Origin of the sequence: Lacticaseibacillus rhamnosus (assembly GCF_900636965.1) — a bacterium.
In the GTDB taxonomy this organism is placed as follows: domain Bacteria; phylum Bacillota; class Bacilli; order Lactobacillales; family Lactobacillaceae; genus Lacticaseibacillus; species Lacticaseibacillus rhamnosus.
The window spans coordinates 542,967-561,662 of record NZ_LR134331.1 but is presented as its reverse complement, the minus strand read 5'-3'; the positions used below and the strand labels follow the sequence as shown (position 1 = coordinate 561,662).

The window sequence follows — 18,696 nt, the reverse complement described above, 5'->3', positions numbered from 1 at the left end:
GCGCCGGCTCGCGCTTACAAAAAAAGATTCAACGACTTCCCTAAAGGTAGTTGTTGAATCTTTTTTATCTCACTGAGCATCCAGATCATTTTCATGAAGCCGAGCAATAACAGGTAAAATCAGCCCTAATGCCAACAAAATAACCGGCGTAATAATATTCAAGCCCATCTGGAACCACCATGTGCCGGGGTCATTAAGATAACTGATTTTCGGTAACATTCCCAACAAGCAGGCAAAGGCGGTGAAGAAGAAGCACCAGCCGCCAATGAGCATGCCCAAGCGTTTATTTTTAACCAGCATATAGTCGGCCTGGAACTTTTCGAGATGTTGATTTAGCAAATAATACGCGAGGAAAACCCACAGATAGCGCAACGGCATGACCACAGAGTTCAAGTTAAGCAGCCACTTGTAAAGCTCGTTCATGTTGCCAATGCCAAATGCCGGAATAATGATCAGTAAGCTTACCAGAATACCGGTCATCCAGTAACCATTAATCGGTGTGCCTTTGCGATTGATCCGCCGCAATTTTTTAGGAATAAAATGCGGATCGGCGTCACTCAGCAAGATTTTCAGCGGCGCATCAATGGAAAATGCCAACGCGGAGATTGAGGCCAAAGCATTGGCGATTGAATACAAAATGACAAACAAACCGCCGACGTGATAATACTTACCTAACATTGCAAACGCTGTGTATGGACCATTCGCCATGAGATCGGTCGGAATGTTGTGGCTGTTAAACAACATCCCCATGCCAAAAGATCCTAGCAACGCGCAAAAGGCAACCATGCCCGCCAGCACCAACATGCCCAACGGAAATTCCTTGGAGGCGTGCTTGGTATTGTTGACGTATGGCGATATCTTTTCCGCGCCGCCAACTGCAAAGACTAGCATGGAAATCGTCGTGAAGTAGTTGAGGTCAAATTTAGGCAAATAAGTATGAATGTCGCCCATGTTCGGGGTCGCCACATGGACGCCTTTTACCATCAATGGTGCGGTCACAGCTAGAATAATGAAAAGAATCGACATCAGAAACATCGCCGTGCCCGCCATGCTGCCAATGCGATTCAAGGTGGTAAGCCCGCGCGAAGACAGCCAAAGGAAAAGTAAGAATAACGCCAGGCAGATCAAGGAAACGGTCATGGACGAAACGGTGTTGACAAAATCACCGTTGCCTTTAAACAGCCAGCTCAAGGCAATCAAAATCGCTTGCGGCTTCTGGGCTAAATAAGGGATGTGCACGACCCAATAAGTCCACGCCGCATAGTACGCCAATCGCACACTGCCGGTTTCCTTGATCCAGGAACTAACGCCACCGGCTTGATCTTTAAACGTTGATCCTAGCTGCCCCACAATCAAAGCATAGGGCACAAAATAAATCAGCATAATCAGAATCCAGCTAGTGACAACGGAAAGGCCTTGCTGTGCATAGTTATTGAACACATTGCCAAGACCCCATACCGATACGAACGCGATTAAGGCCACGTTATACCAGCGCAGTTGTTTCTTTGTGTCTGCCACAAACATCCCTCCAAACGGTATCCTGCTCGATTAAGAACAGTTACTCGCCTTTCAGTGTAACGGTTTGACCACCTCTCTTTCCCGTGAAATTGTATAGATAAGGATTAGATTTTTCTAAAAGCCCGGTTGCGGTTTCGTTATTTCATGCCGTATGGATACTCATTAACTGGAAGTATGAAGGCATAAAAAGACCGCCACTGTAACGCTGAGTGGCGGCCTTTTGTCATTTCTCTTTAGCTATCAGCCAAGACGACTAATATTTTACTTAACAGCTTTGGCAACTGCTTCATGCACAGCTTGTTGCTCTGCTTGAATCAAATCGACGCGACTGGCAATGACGCTGGTGTCCATGGTGATTTCCCGCGTTAGGCCAGGGGTCGGTAGTTTTGGCTCGAAGAATTTCTTGAATTCATCGAGTCGTTGCGTGGTGCGGAAAATACCGGCGATAACGGTGATGTAGGTTGTGAATTCCATGTCGCCGCCAACCGTTTTTTCAAGCCAAGCCCATTCGTTGCGAACCCAATCCCATGCTGCTTGTTCACCGGCGTGATTACTCAAGACGCCGCGGAACCATGAGCGCAAATCTTGCGGCTTAATGGTGTCGGCATTTTCAAATTGATCCACAATTTTAGCGATTAACTCGGCATCCGGGGTGCTGGTTACCGCTGCAAGAATGTCGGCTTTGTAGCTTGAGTCGGTTGTCTGCTTATACGCCGTCAGTAACTGATCGAACAAGGTAGCACTGCCGAAGTTTTTCACTTCATTTTGAAGGACAAACATCCGCACATCAGCCGGTAACTGAAGCAGGTGATCCTTATTTGCCGTAAATAGATCGTGACCTTGCGCAATGGCGTCTTTATTCTTAGCATACAACGCCATGCTTAGGACATAAGGACGGGTTAGTTGATCATCATTGGATTCGCCGGCTTTTGGTGTCCAGCCCAGGCGCTTGAACTGGTCGGCGCTGAGTTGGTTGAAGAAGGTTTTCAGCTGCGTTTCTTCGGCTGAATCCGGGTTGACGAATTGTTTCAAGTCATTGGCCACCCGATACAAGGCGTTGATGACGATGGCACTGTGACTCTGGGCAAACCGCGACAGCAACGGCACAATGTCGGCATAAGCATTTTGCCGGCCCTCCGCCAATAATCGCAGATCTTGAAGCACCTGCCGCTGATCAATCGCATTGAGTTGGTCAAGATGCGCCAAAATATCGGCGAGTAAGGTGGCGTCGTATTTCACGATGAAATGCGAATTATTGCCCACATTTACGCGGAATGGTTGACCGCTTGCTTCGCGCAACTGGGTGTAATCGCCCAAAGTTACCTGCTTATCCGCAAAAATCTGCGGTGCGGCAGCATAATTGCTATTGAGCGGAATCTGCCACTGCCTGCCTGCATCTTTGCCTGCACCAATGAAGAATTGTTGCTGGGACAAGGTCAGTTTGCCATCAACCACCGCTGCTGTCACCACTGGGTAGCCTGGTTGTTCCAGCCATGACTGCATAATGGTGCCGACATCTAACTTAGCCGCTTTACCCAAAGCTGCCCACAAATCAGCACCGGCAGCATTGCCAAAATAATGAGCCTCAAAGTATGCCTTCAAACCGGCCCGCAACGCATCATCACCGATTAAGGAACGTACCATGACCAGCATCCGCGCCCCTTTTGCATACACAATCGCGCTGTCAAAAAGCGAATCGATTTCAGCCGGATCTTCTACTTGAACATGAACTGACTGAACCCCATCCGTTGCATCACGTTGCAACGCCATTGGTACTTCCAGTGTCTGGAATGTTTCCCAAATATGCCAGTCCGGCTGCAAGGCATCAACCGCAACATATTCCATCATGTTGGCAAAACTTTCATTCAACCACAGATCGTCCCACCACTTCATCGTCACCAAATCACCGAACCATTGATGCGCCAGTTCATGCGCAATAACGGTAGCAACCCGCTGCTTGGTTTCCAGCGAGGTATTGTCCGGATCCAGCGTCAGCAACGCTTCCCGATAAGTGACAAGCCCCCAGTTTTCCATCGCGCCAGCCGAAAAGTCAGGCAACGCCAACTGCCAGGAATGCGGAAGTGGATAAGGGGTCTGGTAAAAGTCTTCGTAAAATTCAATCGAGCGCTTGGCAATGTCTAATGCGAAATCAAGCTCATTAGGTTGATGTGCTTTGGTAGCAAAGACCCCGATTTTAACGCCGCTTTTGGTGGTTGTCTGCTTATTTTGCAATTCACCAAATGCAAAGGCGATCAGGTAAGTCGACATCCGAACCGTGGTGTCAAAATAATGAACGCCATTTTCTTCACGAACTTCCGGCATGTTACTGATAATCGTTTCACCGGGATGTTCATCAAATTTAATCGCTAAATCAAACGTCGCCTTGGCTTCAGGCTCGTCTACACTAGGGAATGCCTGACGTGCAGCCGTTGTTTCAAACTGGGTCCCGATAATCTGCTTCTTAACCCCGTCCACTTCGTAATAAGAAGGATAAATACCCATCATGGTGTCCGTCAACGGTGCGGTATACGTCAGTGTCAACGTCACCTTGCCAGCTTGCGGCAAAGTAATCCGCACCGCTTCGGCAGGATCATCCACCGTAAACGGAACATCCTTGCCGTCAGCCTGAACCGCACTGACCGTCAAATACTTCTGATGAACCGCAATTTCGGTTTGCTTGGCATCACCGGTAATCGTCGTCTTCCCGGAAATCTTCTTCGTCTCCCGGTTAATATCCAAGTAAAGATTATAATGTTCCGGTTGAAACAACTGATAAAAATGCGTTGCTACAGTCATGCACCAATTCCTCCTTGTGTGTGAGCGCGAGCCGGCGCGGTTAGGGACCGGAGTGTAAGCGGCCTTAGGCGTGATGGTCGCACTTTGACCATTGCGACCAAGGTCCTTACATGCAGGTCCCTGCGCCGGGGAGCGCGTTATGATGAAACGCGCACCGAAGCAGTTAATCCCCTACACCGGCAAACGCGTGATGATAACGTTAATCACGCTTATTATACGCCAAGTGGCCCACCGCTTGTAGCAGAAAGTCACACGCTCAAGCCGCCTGCATGCAGCAACTATTTTCAACTGTTTACCAACCGCCGCCGCGCCAAAAGAAAGCTAATGATCATCAAAAACGCCGCAACCCCTAGTTGTAACCAATTATCGCTTAACGGTCGCTGACGCATTAAGGTCAACAAGTTTAACGCCCCTAATTGATTGCTACCAATACAAAGCGCAAAGTAGACGGTCGGAATTAAATACGCCACCGCAAGTGACTGAGAGCAACAGTAACTACCAAGCGTGATGCTCCCGATAAATAAACTCTTAACCGACGCATTGCCCAACAGAACGCCAGCAGCCAATGTCGTTCCCTGAATCTGATATAGACCAAGCAGCGTAACGTTCAGCACTGCCAACACGCCAAAATACCAAGCAAATCGCACCGCGTAAACCGTCCACAATTGGATCGATTTACTATTGATAACTGCTGCTACCCCTGTTGTTTGCTCCGGTAAAAATAAGCTGCCAAAACAAAAGATCGCTAGCAACGGCATCCACAACTCAGTCGGCATCGCAGCTTGTGCCAGACTCTGCGGTGTCAGCGTAAAAACAATCGGAATGAGTCCCCAGCCGAGTACCGCAATGAGGCTGGTTTTCAAGACGTTGGTTTTAATTTCTAATCGGACGAAGCGACCTAAACTTGAGTGCATGTAGTTTACCTCCCCGTTGTGCAGCCAAGATCCAAGCAGTTAACGCCATCAGTCCAAGCGCCAACAAAGCGTATCCGAGCCGATTTTGCAACAGCTGGTTTAGCTGGGCATAGTAATACGCGCCATTGTGCAGCGAATTATGCCGCGGGATCAATAACCATCCGTAGTTACCACTCACGCGGCGAGCACCTGCCATCATCGTTGCCAACCACCAGCCAATTTGAATGCCAAAACCAATAAAATTGCCAAAAATCGCCGCACTTAAATAGCCAACCGCACTGCTGACCATGAGCGTTGGTAACACCCAGATAAAGGCCATTTTCACAATCGCGGTATAATCCAACGACATCCCTTGGTATAAAACGGCGACCTGAATCGTTAGCGCAATAGCGATCGCAATCACTGGCGCAAATAAACTTCCTAAACTCGCAACATACCGCGTCAATAATAAACGCGGCGTGGTCATCGCCTTGGCTTGAATCACCGCCAACGCATGATGCCGGCGATCGGCAGTACAAAAAGCAATGGCCACAATTGTCGGTAAAATGCCCATCATGATTCCGGCAATATCCGCAAACAATCTCGCGAACGCTCCGGTGACCCGATCACGTTGCCGAATGAGCTGCTGATCCGCGACGACTTCGGCTTTCGTCATCCGGCGATAAGCAAAATTCTGAATATTTTGTGAACTGTACGCAGACTGTCCACCCAAGAGCCGATCAACCTTTGCCAATGTTTTAACCAAGGGTGCGCGCGTGTCTGCATCCTCCGCCTCAGTCATCAACTGCCGAACTTTTGCCTGGTCTGCCGCGCGTAACGTCACTTGTTTTGCAAACCCCAACGGATAAGTCGTATACAAATTATGCCGATAATCGTAGTGCAACTGATCCAGACTGTTTGTCTTGAGCGTCTGATAATCGGTCGCCGTAATATTTTCGTAGCTCGCTGGTGATTTCGGCAGGGTGGTTAAGTTTCGTGAAAGTAATGGCCAGACATTCATCACGATAAATGCCACGACTAAAAATGTGTAAATAACAAACGTTAAACTTCGCGTCTGCCGCTTAAATTCCATCCAAAGCAGCTTCACAATGACCCCTCCTCACACACCGCTTACCGTCTTCACCAACGCTTGATGATGCTGGGTTTGTAAATACAGATACGCCTCCTCCAACGTTGGCGCAACCGATTGCCAAGTTGCCAACGGAGTACGAGCTAAAAAGCGTACCCGAATATGCTGCCCGTGCGCTGTTTGTTCACTAATCTGGTACTGCGTCTTAAACTGTTTAAGCTGCGCCACCGGTAAGTCACCGACAAAAACATGCCCCGCAGCCGCATCAATAAGCTCGTCAGTGGTCCCATTGAAAACCAGTCGCCCATGATCAAGGATGCCAATACGATTAGTCGTTGCCTCAACATCGGAAACAATATGAGTAGACAAGAGTACCAAACGCTCATTAGCAAAATCTGCCAACAAATTCCGAAATCGTATCCGTTCTTCCGGGTCCAGTCCCGCAGTGGGTTCATCAACAATCAAAACCCGTGGCTCATTCACGAGCGCCTGCGCAATGCCTAACCGTTGCAACATACCACCAGACAACGCCTTGACTTTCGTTTTCGCCTGAGCTGTCAAATGAACAGCTGCCAGTAACCGCTCAATTCGCCGCTTCTGCTCGCGAGCCGGCACCTCAGCTAAGATTGCCAAATAGGTCATTGCGTCAATAACTTTCATGGTTGGATAAAACCCGAACTGTTGCGGCAGATACCCAATTTTGCGCCGAATACTGCGCGCATCTTTAAGTGGTGTGCCATCCACCAACACCTTACCGGAAGTAGGTTGCTCAAGTGTTGTCAAAATCTTCATCAACGTGGATTTACCGGCACCGTTTTTCCCCAATAATCCATACATTCCTGACTGGATATTCAACGAAACGTGATCCAAAGCCGGCTGTTGTCGGCCACGATATTGCTTCACTAACTGCTCAATCTGAATCGTTGTCATCAAAAAAAGCCTCCTTATTCATGAAGCGAGCCAGTTTGTTCAAAACCGCGCTGTGAGAACCGCGTGCAGTAAAGGCACCCGTTTTTTCTCACCTGCAATTTCTAAATTGGCAGACGCATCATGTTGATAAGCAGACTGTAACAAGTAAATGACAATTTTCTGACAACTCAGCCAATTTACCTAAAATCAGATCAATCAGTCGAGCTGGAGGCAGGCGTTAAAAAACCAAATTCGGCAATGGTGCTGACGCCTTGGGTATCTGGTTGATTGGCAATTGTAAAATGACCCCGATGCGCCGCGCATAATTGCGTACAGATGTACATACCGACTCCGAGATGTTGGGCTTGACGATCATTGGAAAAATACGGCAACTTGGCTTTAGCTTGTTCACCCGGCGTCAACGGCGGACCATCATTATCAACTTTTATCGTCAACCCGTTTGCCGTTGCGGTTAAGTGAATCGCCACCTGCTCAGCGGCAAACCGACAAGCATTGGTCAGTTGATTATCGAAAACTTCAAGTACCACATCCGGTGCAATTGCAAGCGACTCGTTTGTTGTCAGCTGGTTCTCGACCTTCCAAGTAACCGTTTTGGTAGCCGGAACAAGTTTGCTGGCTTCTTCTTTAAGTTGTTGTTCCAAGGCGGCCGGCGTCATCGCCTCACCGGTTAGCTGACGGTTTTGAAGCGCGGAAAGATGACTCATCGTTTGGATAAAAGCCGTCATCCGATCCAACTGCTGGTGCATCTCAGCCAAGAGTGCCTGATCCGGCTGCTCATCCTTATCCGCCATGGTCAAAAGTTCCAGGTTGCCTTGCAAAACCGTCAATGGCGTTCGCAGGTCATGGGCAAAAGCCGCATTCACCTGTTTTTGATCCTCAACCAACTGCCATGCTTCTTCAAGTGCTTGGCGAAGGGCCTGGCGCATCGCTTCAAATGCGCCCACCAATTGCCCCAGTTCGTCGGTTGTCTTGGCATGCAGTTCAAAATCCAGATCCTGAGCCTGAATATGTGCCACCCCCGCCTTTAACTGGGCTAACGGCGGTGCAAACTTAAGCCGATAAACCATCCGCGCCATCGCATTCATAACCGCATATAAAACGGCGAAGCTACCAATAATTGCTCCGCCAAAATACAAACCGACACCGCCTAAAAACCAGTGAGTCGCTAAAGCCGTCGTTAAGTGAAACATCAGGAGATGCCAGACTTGTAAAAATAGCAACATCATGATGCCGGCGACAATCGTTCCCAGCAGAATCATCTGTAAAAGTGCTTTTTTAATCGATAGCTTCATAAAGTGTGCTTTTAATTTTGCCATTTATATCCCACTCCCCAAACCGTTACGATGGGCGATGTTACCTGACAGGCATCAAAGAGCTTGCGAATGCGGCGAATGTGCTCGGTGATCACCCGCTCATCCCCTTGTGCATCGTAGCCCCAAATCTTTTCATACAACTGCTCGCGGCTAAACACCTGCCCCGGATTCAGGCTTAGCCATTCAATCAGTTGATATTGCTTATTTTCAAGTTTTAGGCAAGTCGTATCCACCGAGACCTGATGCGCATGATAATCAATCATGATCCGCCCAAAAACGGCAATCTGCGCCTGTTTGTCCGGCTGATGGGCCCGTCTGACATGTGCCTTGATGCGTGCACCTAATTCCGTCAGACTAAATGGCTTGGTCACATAGTCATCACCGCCTGCGCCTAACCCCTGCACCTTATCCTGATCGGTAATACGTGCGGTTAAAAAGATAATGGGGACAGAAGTGATCGCACGAATTCGACTGGTTAAAGTAAAGCCATCAATATCCGGTAAATTAACATCCAGCAAAATCAAGTCGGGCTGCTGCGCCAATTGACTCAAGGCTGCTTGCCCTGCATCTGCTGTGAGTAATCGAAACTCCGGTAGCCGCCACGCAAAGTATCGCTTCAACATTGCCAAAATAGCAGTATCATCATCCACCGCCAGTACCTTCGTCTGCATGCCTTCACCCTCCATTGCCCCAAGCCTATTAGCTCCGCACTTATATCGGTTATGATTCATTGCAAAACAAGTGTTTCCTAATTCAACTCTACCTGTTGCCGCAACCGCTTGCAACAAGGCATCTGCTGGGTGATATTAAAAAAGCACTGCCAGCTGCTGGCAGTGCTCATGAACTAACATTAAATTCCACCCTAAACGCGGCCAGATTAATACCGAATCCGGAAAGTCTTAGGTGCCACTCGGTAAATCACCGCGGTACCGATCCCGACATAAAGCAGCGTCACCGTACCAATGAGAATTGCATAACCATAGCCGTAAAAATGAATCTGCGTAAAAAGCCACGCCACCCAATACATTCCGAAGCTTAAGAACCGATACAGCGGCGAGACAACGTCCATATCATCCGTAAATGGCTGCAGCAGGTAGTAAATGAAGAGATCGTGAAACGAAAAGAACAACATCAGCCCACAGATTTCCAGCAACAAGACCAGATAAAAGTTAACCTGATCTGCTACCGGTGCGATTAACTGCAGTGCAAAAATCAACAGGAAAACCGTGAACCCAGTCACTGCATTGTACTGAACAATGTGCCAAAACCGATAAAAGAATCCCGCTAAAATGGTCTTGGGCTGGCGGTAAAAAGGATAATACAACATTGCCGCGTCACAATTAACAAATAACAACTGAACAATTTGGCCACCCAGCGAGGTTAAATACATCAAGAAGAAAATGCCGCCATAGATCGGTGTCAGATCGCCTAAGTTATGGACAGCGAAAAGTTTTAAAGCGATCAAAAGCCCTCCGCCAAGTCCAATAACCCAGAACAGGCGGGTCCGCAACTTTTTCCATAGCTGGCGGCGGTAACGGGCAAACAACAAGGCATTGAGATAATTACTGCCGGAACGGTTTTCAGACTTGAGGGCCACGGTGGTATCCAGCGTCAGTTTCTTTTGCATTGCAGTTCCTGCCGCGAGAAGTTGCTGCTTTTTGGCTGAGGCAACAAGATTTAACGTCCGCACCGCATCCTGAATGGAGGCCATGATTAAGGAATTATCATTCGGAAAACGGTAAATATACCACCCAGTCAGCACCACGCCAGCCCAGCCAATCAGAAAGCCCAGCGGTGAAAAAACGCCAACCGTAAAGGCGGCTAATTTTCCGGTTACCACTAAGCCAATGGGGAGTCCCAGTAAACTCAGCCAGTACCCAATCTGCACCAGCAATCCCAGCCGCCAGTGTGCCCAAAGCAACCGCGGAATGAAACTCGGCCATAACCACCCGAAAATGGCAATCGGCAGTCCAACCAAAAACAGCCACATATGCTGCGTCAACAAGGCGAGCGCAAACATAGGCAATAGTGGTCCAAGTACAACGCCACTGATTTGATCCATCAGCATCAACCCGCGCACCAGTGCCGGCCGATCCAAGGCAAAATAATCACCTAATTTAACCGACTTGAGGCTCAGCGGCAAATTGCGGAATACCAAGCCGCGAAACATGAGAAAGCCCACCAGATAAACCAGTACCGCGATCATGACGCGCAGTGAAAGATCGGTTGCCAGTGGATGCACATAATCGTGATACGCACTGCCAACCAAAAACGCTAACCCGATTAGCAAAAGCGTTGTCACCGGTTTTAGCAAAATCGTGAAAAAGTTAACCGCAATTGCCATGAGGGTTTTCAAAGCACTTGGCCGGTACCACTTTGTCGGGATCTTTTTACCTAGAAACGGAAATCGCCGCAAAAAGTAGATGAACCCATTCACCATCGTCGTTGCATTGACCTGCGCCTGAAACCAGTAATATCGCCAAGCATCACGCATCTGCCTGCACCTCATCACTTAAACGCGCAATCACAGCCTCTTCAAATTCCTGACTGTGAATATCCAGACCTTCCAGTTCGCTCAGCTTTTTATCATGCAGCAACACCACCGCGTCACAAATGGCCTGTGCTAACTGCATAATATGGGTCGAGAAAACAACTACCGAGTCGACCTTCATCGCGACAATCATCTGTTGCATTTCATGAGCCGCCACCACATCCACCGTCGTCAGCGGCTCGTCTAACAGTAATACGGGCGGCTTAAGCATTAGTGACACCACAATCTGCAACTTATTGCGCATCCCCTCGGAATAATCGCGCAACAACTTATTGGCATCCGCCTGCGACAACCCCGCCAATGAAAAGAAATCCGCCGCTTTAACGCTCGTGTGGGTTTGCTCAAGACGCTGCCGATTAATCGCCATAAAATAATCCACAAACTCCACCCCGGTCATAAACGCCGGCAAATGCGGTTGGGTATAAACCATGCCCACCGATGTGTCCGCATAATCCGTGATCAATCCTTGACCATCATCGGCATCAATTGCGATCGTGCCATGATCATGCGGCAAGTTACGCACAATCATGTTAAATAAAGTCGACTTTCCCGAACCGTTGCGCCCTAGCAAGCCATAGATTTTTCCTTGTTTAAACGTATAGTTAGCATCTTTAAACAAAACCTGCTGATCAAACGCCTTATCCAAATGTGCAATTTCCAGTTGTTTCATGGGCTCACCTTCTTAGCAATCCAAAGATTTTTTCTAAGTATAGCAGACCATTTTTGCCTATACCGCTTAAATGGCAAAACTAATTTAAAAAACGGATGTAACTTTACTTAAGGTGTCTGCCAAGGCTAATGCCGTTTGGGCCATTCAAACCAGCGACGTTTGGACTGGGTTGCTTCCTCTGCAGGCGGCTCCAGACCATGTTGCCGTTCATAAGTGCAGACAGCCTGATAAAGATCCTGCCGACCAATAATCAACAACGCATTATAAGCTAAGCCGTGATAAACAATTGATCGCAACCTTTGATAATCCGTTGACGAAATCGGAAGCGTGATGTCAGCCAGCACTTGCTTCAATTGATTTTCACTCTTCACTCGATAATGCGTCATCACCGCGGAAATAACGTTGCCGCTGATGAGAAACACAATACTGACCAGCGTTAGCAATTCGCGAATCGCCGCAATCATTTTCGGCCCAAACAAACTAGCCGTCAGTGTCGGCGATAAATCAAGTCCTTGACTAATCTGATGCGCAATGCCTGCCATCGCCGTATTGCCAAACTCCGCCAGCAGAAAAATGATCACCGTGCTCGTCGCATTAATCGCAGGAATATAATTCGTCAACACCCGCAACTGATAATTCGGCACCATCACAATCATTACCGCAGAAATCGTGATGCTCAACAGCAGGTAATATAGAATATAATCGCGGAAAGCACTGAAGTCAGGCATGATTCCGGTTATATTCAGGCCAATCAGCAAAGCCAACGGGGCAAACAGCTGCAAACTCACAAAGGTTCGAATTAAGTGCGTGGCAAATGCCTGAATGGCGCCAATAATATACACCGTGATGAGCACCATCAGCGCTAATGTCCAGCCAATCGTCACCACAAAATCGCTTACTCGCACAAATCCCAGCCCATCTAAAATCAGTCCTGACAGCATACTCAAGACATAACTATAAACGGCCAACCCGCGAAAATGTCGCGCCTGATCGGCAAAAACGCGCCGCTTCAACAAATCTAGCCGGTTCTTCGGATCAGAAACAATCATAAACTGCAGCGTTTCAATTTGATGCCACAAGTGCCGCACCTCACGAAAAGGCGGCAACCGAACCATTCGAATCCAAAGCAGACTTAAAAAGGCCCCGATTGCGATGATGACCAGTTTAAGCCAGAGTTTTGCAGCTTGATCAAGGCCACCTAGGGCAAGCCATAGGTAGAAAAAGGTTAGGGTTGGGATGAGAATGCGGTAAACTTTCTTAGTCATAAAAGCTCCTCAGACGTCAATGCGTTTTACTCAATTTAACCGTAAGTTGGGTTCCATTTATTATGTCATGAAGTCCGTATCATTCAATTATTTTGCTTATCATGCAAAACGACCGCACACTAACATCAATTGAATCACCTTTTCAGATGTGTAAAAGATGCACTATTAACGAATTTCTGGTATCAAAGATATATAATTTCAGCTAAAGCAAAACGAGGCGAATTCATGACAATCGAAACCATCCTTTTCTTACTAGGCATGAGTCTACTTGCCGGCATTCTCAACGGTATTGTCGGGATGGCAGCACTCACGCTTTATCCGGTGCTATTGTCAGTTGGCGTGGCGCCGATTACAGCTAACGCTACCAATACAATTGGACTTTTATTTAGCGGTTCATCTGCGGTTGCTGCTTCTCGCCACGAATTAAAAGATCACTGGCATCAGGCGCTTGTCATCACGTTGCTTAATACCATTGGCGGCGTTTTTGGGGCTCTTATTTTAATTCATAGTTCCAACGCAGGATTCAAAAGAGTCGTCCCGTTTATCATCTTTTTGGCTGGCGTCTTGATTCTAATGCCACCCAAACCCGCAAGCAGTAACAGTTCTACGCGTCAGCACTTGCGGTGGTTGGGCTATGTGCTGGTGATGTTAGTCGGTATTTATGTTGGCTATTTTGGTGCCGGTGCCGGATTGCTGATGGTGGCCGTACTTTCGCGACTTGTTGAAGGCCCTTATGCCACCTACAATGCCATGCGCAATCTTGCCTCACTTGTGAATAACCTAGTGACATCCATCATGTTTATCTTCTCAATGCCAATTGCCTGGGGTGTCCTAATCCCGGTCTGCATCGGCTTATTTGCAGGTGGTTTTCTCGGACCGGTCATTGTTCGCTTGATCCCATCTCGCATTATTAAAACTGCAGTCGGTATCTTTGCACTTGGGCTTGCGGTTTTCCTGTTCTATCAGGCGTATTTATAGCATAAAAAGCATCGTTGGGGACCATTTAAAAATCCCAACGATGCTTTTTAATGTTCATCTTCAGTATGTCCAGTCAGGCGGTCGCTTTTTGTCGTGCTTGATAAGCCTCGCCCCAGGTTGCCATCGCTTGGATCACTGGTGCCAGTGTCTGCCCGAATTCTGTTAGTCCGTATTCTGTGGCTCGTCCATCGGCGTCACCTGGCTTTTTAGTAATGACATGATCCGCTTCTAGCTGTGCTAATTGTAATGCCAACATCCGTTCAGTTACTGATGGGATGGCTTTATTAAGCGTACTGAACCGTGTCGCGTCACCCTGAAAAAGATGGTATAGGATCACACTTTTCCATTTACCTGAAATAATGTCAACTGTATTTTGAACTGGACACCCAGCCGCACAATCATAAAGTTCGCCTGACATCATAGGACTTCCTTTTTTAAGTTACTTACAATTTACTCACTTACTATTTTAGAACATGCCCGCTAACATACAAGGTGAAACTTAGCGAAAGGAAGCTACTTCAATGAAAGCAATTGGTTTTACGCAACATTTACCCATTCAAGATGCTCGTAGTTTAGAAGATCTGACCCTTTCTAAGCCAACCCCCACTGGTCACGACCTTCTAGTGAATGTTCGTGCTGTGTCTGTTAATCCTGTTGACACAGGTACACGAGGAGCAGGGCACGCGCAGTTGGCTCAGCCTAAAGTGTTGGGATGGGATGCTGTTGGTACCGTCAATGCTGTGGGTCAAGATGTCACGCGCTTTAGAGTTGGTGATCGGGTCTTCTACGCTGGTAGTTATAAACGCTCCGGAAGCGATGCCGAATATCAGTTAGTCGATGAACGCATTGTCGGTCACGCACCGAAGAACCTGAACGATGCCCAAGCAGCCGCCATGCCACTAACCAGTCTCACCGCATGGGAAGCGTTGTTTGAAAAGTTACATATTTCGCCGGATGCAACTGCAGAAAATCGGCATCATACGATCTTAATTATCAACGGTTCCGGCGGTGTCGGTTCCATGGCGACACAGTTAGCGCATCTGGCCGGTCTGCAGGTTCTGGCAACCGCTTCACGTCCCGAATCACAAAAATGGGTACAGGATCATGGTGCTGATCACGTTTTAAACCACCGCAAGCCATTACCACCGCAGCTGAAGGCAGCCGGGTTTAAAGATGTCGATTATATCCTTAATCTGTCGCATCTAGACGAGCACTGGTCCGAGATCGCCACCATGATTCGTCCTGATGGTTGGGTCGCGGCTATTACCGAAAATCGCCACGGCATCAACTTGCAGAAACTCACTAAGAAGCGGGCAACATTTGCGTGGGAGTGGATGTTCTCAAAGTCTTGGTATGGCTATGGCCTAGATTCGCAAGGCGCCATTCTTGATCAAGTTGCCGCGCTTCTCGACAAAGGCACGCTGCAATGCACCTTGACTAAGACACTACAACCGCTTAATGCCGCAAACCTGCGTCAGGCACATGCACTCGTTGAATCCGGACACATGATCGGGAAGATTGTGGTTGCTGGACCATGGGCATAATTTGCTGGCATATAGACGCCTAAGAGTGATCAAAGCAGGACCAAATCGCTAAGCATTGCGGCTGAAACAGTATTTAAAACTTCACAAAAGTTAGTGTATGCGTCTAAAGTTGACTAACAAAAGCGAGCGACTCACTGCCGCTCTTTTTTGTTGGTCTGTACGCAATCAATAGTCTGTTCTCAACTTAACCGATCACTATAAACCGGGAAAGACTGATACTGACCATAGTCTGTCAATGGCTTCATGTGTTCAAGCGTCGACATGTCGGTTTCATTGATCTCAAAGTCAACCTCGGCATTCGCCTTCATATGTTCCGGTTTGACCGTCTTCGGCAGCGGTAACAGGCCTAGCTGCAATAAATATCGCATCCCTAATTGTGCCACTGAAACGTGATACTTTTCCGCCATCTGCTTAATTGCCTGATTTTTGAACATTTCACCATGTCCAAACGGTGAATATGCCTCAACCAGAATATGATGTTGTTTGGCAAATTCAATTGTTTTAAACGGCGTCTGGGTAATGTGTGCTAACACTTGGTCAACCATTGGCGCAATCTCGGCATGATCCAACAGATTCCTGAGATCGGTGGGATCAAAATTAGACACACCGATCGCCCTCAGTTTGCCAGCTTTATACGCTTCTTCCAGCGCCCGCCATGCTTCCAGGTTGCCTTCAAAGTAACGGTCAGGCTCATCGTATTTTGCCCATGGCTTCGGTGCGTGAATGATCATCATGTCGATATAATCCAAATTCAGTTTTTGCAGCGACTCGTCAATTGCTTTAACTGCTGCATCGTGTTCCTTGATCTCTGCGGCTAACTTGGTGTTGACGAAAATGTCCTGCCGCGCAATACCGGCTGCCCGCACGCCTTCGCCCACGCCGACTTCATTACCATAAGCTTCGGCTGTATCGATATGTCGGTAACCAGCGTCGATCGCCTCGTGCACGGCCGTTGCTGCAGCGGCATTGTCTGCAATCATCCAAGTGCCAAAACCAATTTTAGGGATCTTAACCCCATTGGCTAATAGATACGTTTCTTCTAACAAGTTTTCATCCCTCTTTTGACTTTCGCCGGGTGTTTTCAACGAATTGAAAAAGCACCCTAGCATGATCAACTTTTTTGCACTTGTTTTGATAAGTGCTACACTCAGCCTAGCCCCTAAAGTCAACTTTAGGGCAACTATTTTTTAAATTATCTTTAGTCATCACCATTGGAGGTTCATATGTCCGTATCTTATTCGATTGGCGAAGTCGCTGCCATCACGCATCTCTCCGTCCCCACCATCCGCTACTATGATAAAGAAGGTCTCATTCCCGATCTCAAGAAAGATCCTGCCGGGGTTCGCTGTTTTGACGACCACAATCTCGGCGCGCTGGAAATGATCAACTGTCTCAAAACTGCTGGCATGTCGATTAAAGATATCCGCACCTTCATGCAGTGGACGCTGGAAGGCGACACGACACTGGAAAAGCGGCTGGACTTTTTCAATCATCTTCATGAGTCCGTTGAAACTCAAATGCAGCAACTGCGCCAAACCCTTAACACGATTGAATACAAGCAGCATTATTATCGCCAGGCCGTTGCTGATGGCACGGAAAAATACGTCAAAACCGGCACAGCCCATGAAAAAGTCGCGGGGACTGACTAAAACCGCTGACGATTTTGAAAATGTCTCTAGTTTAGACACCCAATATGGGATCAAAAAAACGCCTGCATCGCGATGATGGCAGGCGTTTTTTGATGGATTCAGGAATGATTTAAAAATCTTCTAGCCGCGTTGTGACCTTACGCCGTTTTGCTGCCACCCAGAGGCCAATGAGGAACCAAGCGATTGCAATGTACGGGAAGGTGTTCATTGGAAATGCCGGAATGGGCCAAAGACTGGTGTAGATAGGATAGATGAGGACCAGAATCCCAATGACAGGAGCAAGCACATGTTTGAACATTGAGCGGCCTTTATCTTTGCGGAAATAAACAATCGCGCCAATATTCACCAGCACATACACTGTCAGCAAGCCCAGCATCCCAATCGTACCAAACCAGTTGTACATATCACTGGCACTAACGCCCAAGCCGATTGCAAAAATGACATACACAATCAACGCCAGCCCCGTGATGCTATCAAGCGCATGCGTCGGCGTCTGCTTGTCCCCGGTTTCTTCCGCCAACCATGGATGCAGATACCCACTTTTCCCAAGTGCTTCCAGCATGAAGGCCCCAGCATTGAGTGCGCCGAAGTAACAGGCAAAGTAGCTCACCATGGCGGCAAAGTCCATAAAGATCGCCGCGTTGGTGCCGAGATAATGGGTCGCCAGGAAGTTCATTGGCGCGGTACTTTTGGCAAGATCGCCAATGTGTGCCGAGCCAAAACCGATGACTTCCGCGTAACTCACCAAGAAATAGAAAATTGCCGCAAAGCTTACCGCACCTAGCAGCGCAATACTGATCGCCTTGCGTGGATTCGTGGCGCGCGGAGCAATGGTTGCTGAACCTTCAAACCCGGCAAATGACATCAGAGCAAACACCATCCCCATGCCTAAGCCAGTTGCCATGTGGGGCTGAGGGATCAACGGCTGCACCGAATTACCGCTGCGACCGCCGGAGAAAATAATCACGACAGTCAACACACTCAACACTAAAGCCGCCAGCAATTCCAGCACCAAGGTCAAACGAGTGGAGAACTCAATGCCTTTATGACTGAGCCAGCCCCCTAACAACAGGACGATAATATTGTATAAATTGACTGGCAAATGGATGCCTAAGTGACTTAGAAAGACATTGGCAAAGTTTCCGACAATGGCGCCGGAACTGAACACAAAGGTCACGTAGGTCAGCACCAACAACCAGCCGGAAATGAAGCCGGCCTTTTCGCCAAGCGCTTTGGCATTGTAAGCATATGCCGAACCATCGCCAGGGATGCGCTTGCCTAGCTCAACAAACGAAATGGCCACAAACAAGACACCAATGCCACCAAGCAAGAAAGCAATTGGCATATTGATCCCGGCATTGCGGCGGCACTTGCGGTGTTAAACGACATGGCGCCAGTGGGAGCAACCATGGCGATTGAAAGACCAAAGACCTCAAGTAAGGTTAATTTTTTACGTTTTTCCATAATGGGTTTGTTTCTCCTCTATTAGCAAACTCGCT

15 protein-coding genes and 1 pseudogene are annotated in these 18,696 nt (G+C 48.1%); 3 read left to right on the top strand and 13 right to left on the bottom strand.

Annotated features, from left to right (window positions below; all coding sequences use genetic code 11):
• Positions 1–69 precede the first annotated feature (69 nt).
• From EL173_RS02790 to EL173_RS02740, 10 genes are all read right to left on the bottom strand, one after another.
• Positions 70–1,518, bottom strand: a complete 1,449-nt coding sequence (locus tag EL173_RS02790; protein WP_014571141.1) for an amino acid permease — start codon at positions 1,516–1,518, stop codon at positions 70–72.
• A gap of 261 nt (positions 1,519–1,779) precedes the next feature.
• The gene (locus tag EL173_RS02785; protein ID WP_005691688.1) at positions 1,780–4,314 is read right to left on the bottom strand and encodes a M1 family metallopeptidase; all 2,535 of its coding nucleotides are present in this window, start codon (positions 4,312–4,314) and stop codon (positions 1,780–1,782) included.
• 284 nt (positions 4,315–4,598) lie between these two features.
• A complete protein-coding gene (locus EL173_RS02775) occupies positions 4,599–5,228 on the bottom strand; it encodes a hypothetical protein (protein ID WP_005691687.1) in 630 nt (209 codons plus the stop codon).
• Entirely contained in the window at positions 5,188–6,315 is a 1,128-nt protein-coding gene (locus tag EL173_RS02770; protein WP_014571140.1) for an ABC transporter permease, read from the bottom strand. The genes EL173_RS02775 and EL173_RS02770 overlap by 41 nt, the downstream gene beginning before the upstream one ends.
• A gap of 12 nt (positions 6,316–6,327) precedes the next feature.
• Positions 6,328–7,227, bottom strand: coding sequence for an ABC transporter ATP-binding protein (locus EL173_RS02765; protein WP_005691683.1), 900 nt, complete (start codon positions 7,225–7,227; stop codon positions 6,328–6,330).
• Between the two features lie 191 nt (positions 7,228–7,418).
• The gene (locus EL173_RS02760) at positions 7,419–8,543 is read right to left on the bottom strand and encodes a HAMP domain-containing sensor histidine kinase (RefSeq protein WP_005691681.1); all 1,125 of its coding nucleotides are present in this window, start codon (positions 8,541–8,543) and stop codon (positions 7,419–7,421) included.
• Positions 8,531–9,211, bottom strand: a complete 681-nt coding sequence (locus EL173_RS02755; protein WP_014571139.1) for a response regulator transcription factor — start codon at positions 9,209–9,211, stop codon at positions 8,531–8,533. The genes EL173_RS02760 and EL173_RS02755 overlap by 13 nt, the downstream gene beginning before the upstream one ends.
• Positions 9,212–9,417: 206 nt before the next feature.
• Positions 9,418–11,034: an MFS transporter gene (locus EL173_RS02750; RefSeq protein WP_019728489.1), complete on the bottom strand. Its 1,617-nt coding sequence runs from the start codon at positions 11,032–11,034 to the stop codon at positions 9,418–9,420.
• A complete protein-coding gene (locus EL173_RS02745) occupies positions 11,027–11,761 on the bottom strand; it encodes an ABC transporter ATP-binding protein (RefSeq protein ID WP_005691675.1) in 735 nt (244 codons plus the stop codon). The genes EL173_RS02750 and EL173_RS02745 overlap by 8 nt, the downstream gene beginning before the upstream one ends.
• Positions 11,762–11,886: 125 nt before the next feature.
• Positions 11,887–13,026, bottom strand: coding sequence for a hypothetical protein (locus EL173_RS02740; protein WP_005691673.1), 1,140 nt, complete (start codon positions 13,024–13,026; stop codon positions 11,887–11,889).
• A gap of 225 nt (positions 13,027–13,251) precedes the next feature.
• On the opposite strand from EL173_RS02740, the gene EL173_RS02735 reads away from it, so the two are divergent.
• Positions 13,252–14,004: a sulfite exporter TauE/SafE family protein gene (locus tag EL173_RS02735; protein WP_005684244.1), complete on the top strand. Its 753-nt coding sequence runs from the start codon at positions 13,252–13,254 to the stop codon at positions 14,002–14,004.
• Positions 14,005–14,077: 73 nt separating this feature from the next.
• Here the strand turns inward: EL173_RS02735 and EL173_RS02730 are convergent, their stop codons facing one another.
• Positions 14,078–14,422: a winged helix-turn-helix transcriptional regulator gene (locus EL173_RS02730; protein WP_005684245.1), complete on the bottom strand. Its 345-nt coding sequence runs from the start codon at positions 14,420–14,422 to the stop codon at positions 14,078–14,080.
• Positions 14,423–14,525: 103 nt separating this feature from the next.
• Between EL173_RS02730 and EL173_RS02725 the strand changes: the two genes are divergently transcribed.
• Entirely contained in the window at positions 14,526–15,548 is a 1,023-nt protein-coding gene (locus EL173_RS02725; RefSeq protein WP_005691670.1) for a zinc-binding alcohol dehydrogenase family protein, read from the top strand.
• A 179-nt stretch (positions 15,549–15,727) separates the two neighbouring features.
• On the opposite strand, the gene EL173_RS02720 is transcribed toward EL173_RS02725, so the two are convergent.
• Complete coding sequence (locus tag EL173_RS02720) at positions 15,728–16,594, bottom strand: aldo/keto reductase (RefSeq protein WP_014571137.1); 867 nt, start codon at positions 16,592–16,594, stop codon at positions 15,728–15,730.
• Positions 16,595–16,771: 177 nt separating this feature from the next.
• Between EL173_RS02720 and EL173_RS02715 the strand changes: the two genes are divergently transcribed.
• The gene (locus tag EL173_RS02715; protein ID WP_005691667.1) at positions 16,772–17,197 is read left to right on the top strand and encodes a MerR family transcriptional regulator; all 426 of its coding nucleotides are present in this window, start codon (positions 16,772–16,774) and stop codon (positions 17,195–17,197) included.
• A gap of 109 nt (positions 17,198–17,306) precedes the next feature.
• On the opposite strand, the pseudogene EL173_RS02710 reads toward EL173_RS02715, so the two are convergent.
• Positions 17,307–18,661, bottom strand: a pseudogene (locus EL173_RS02710) (APC family permease).
• Positions 18,662–18,696 lie beyond the last annotated feature (35 nt).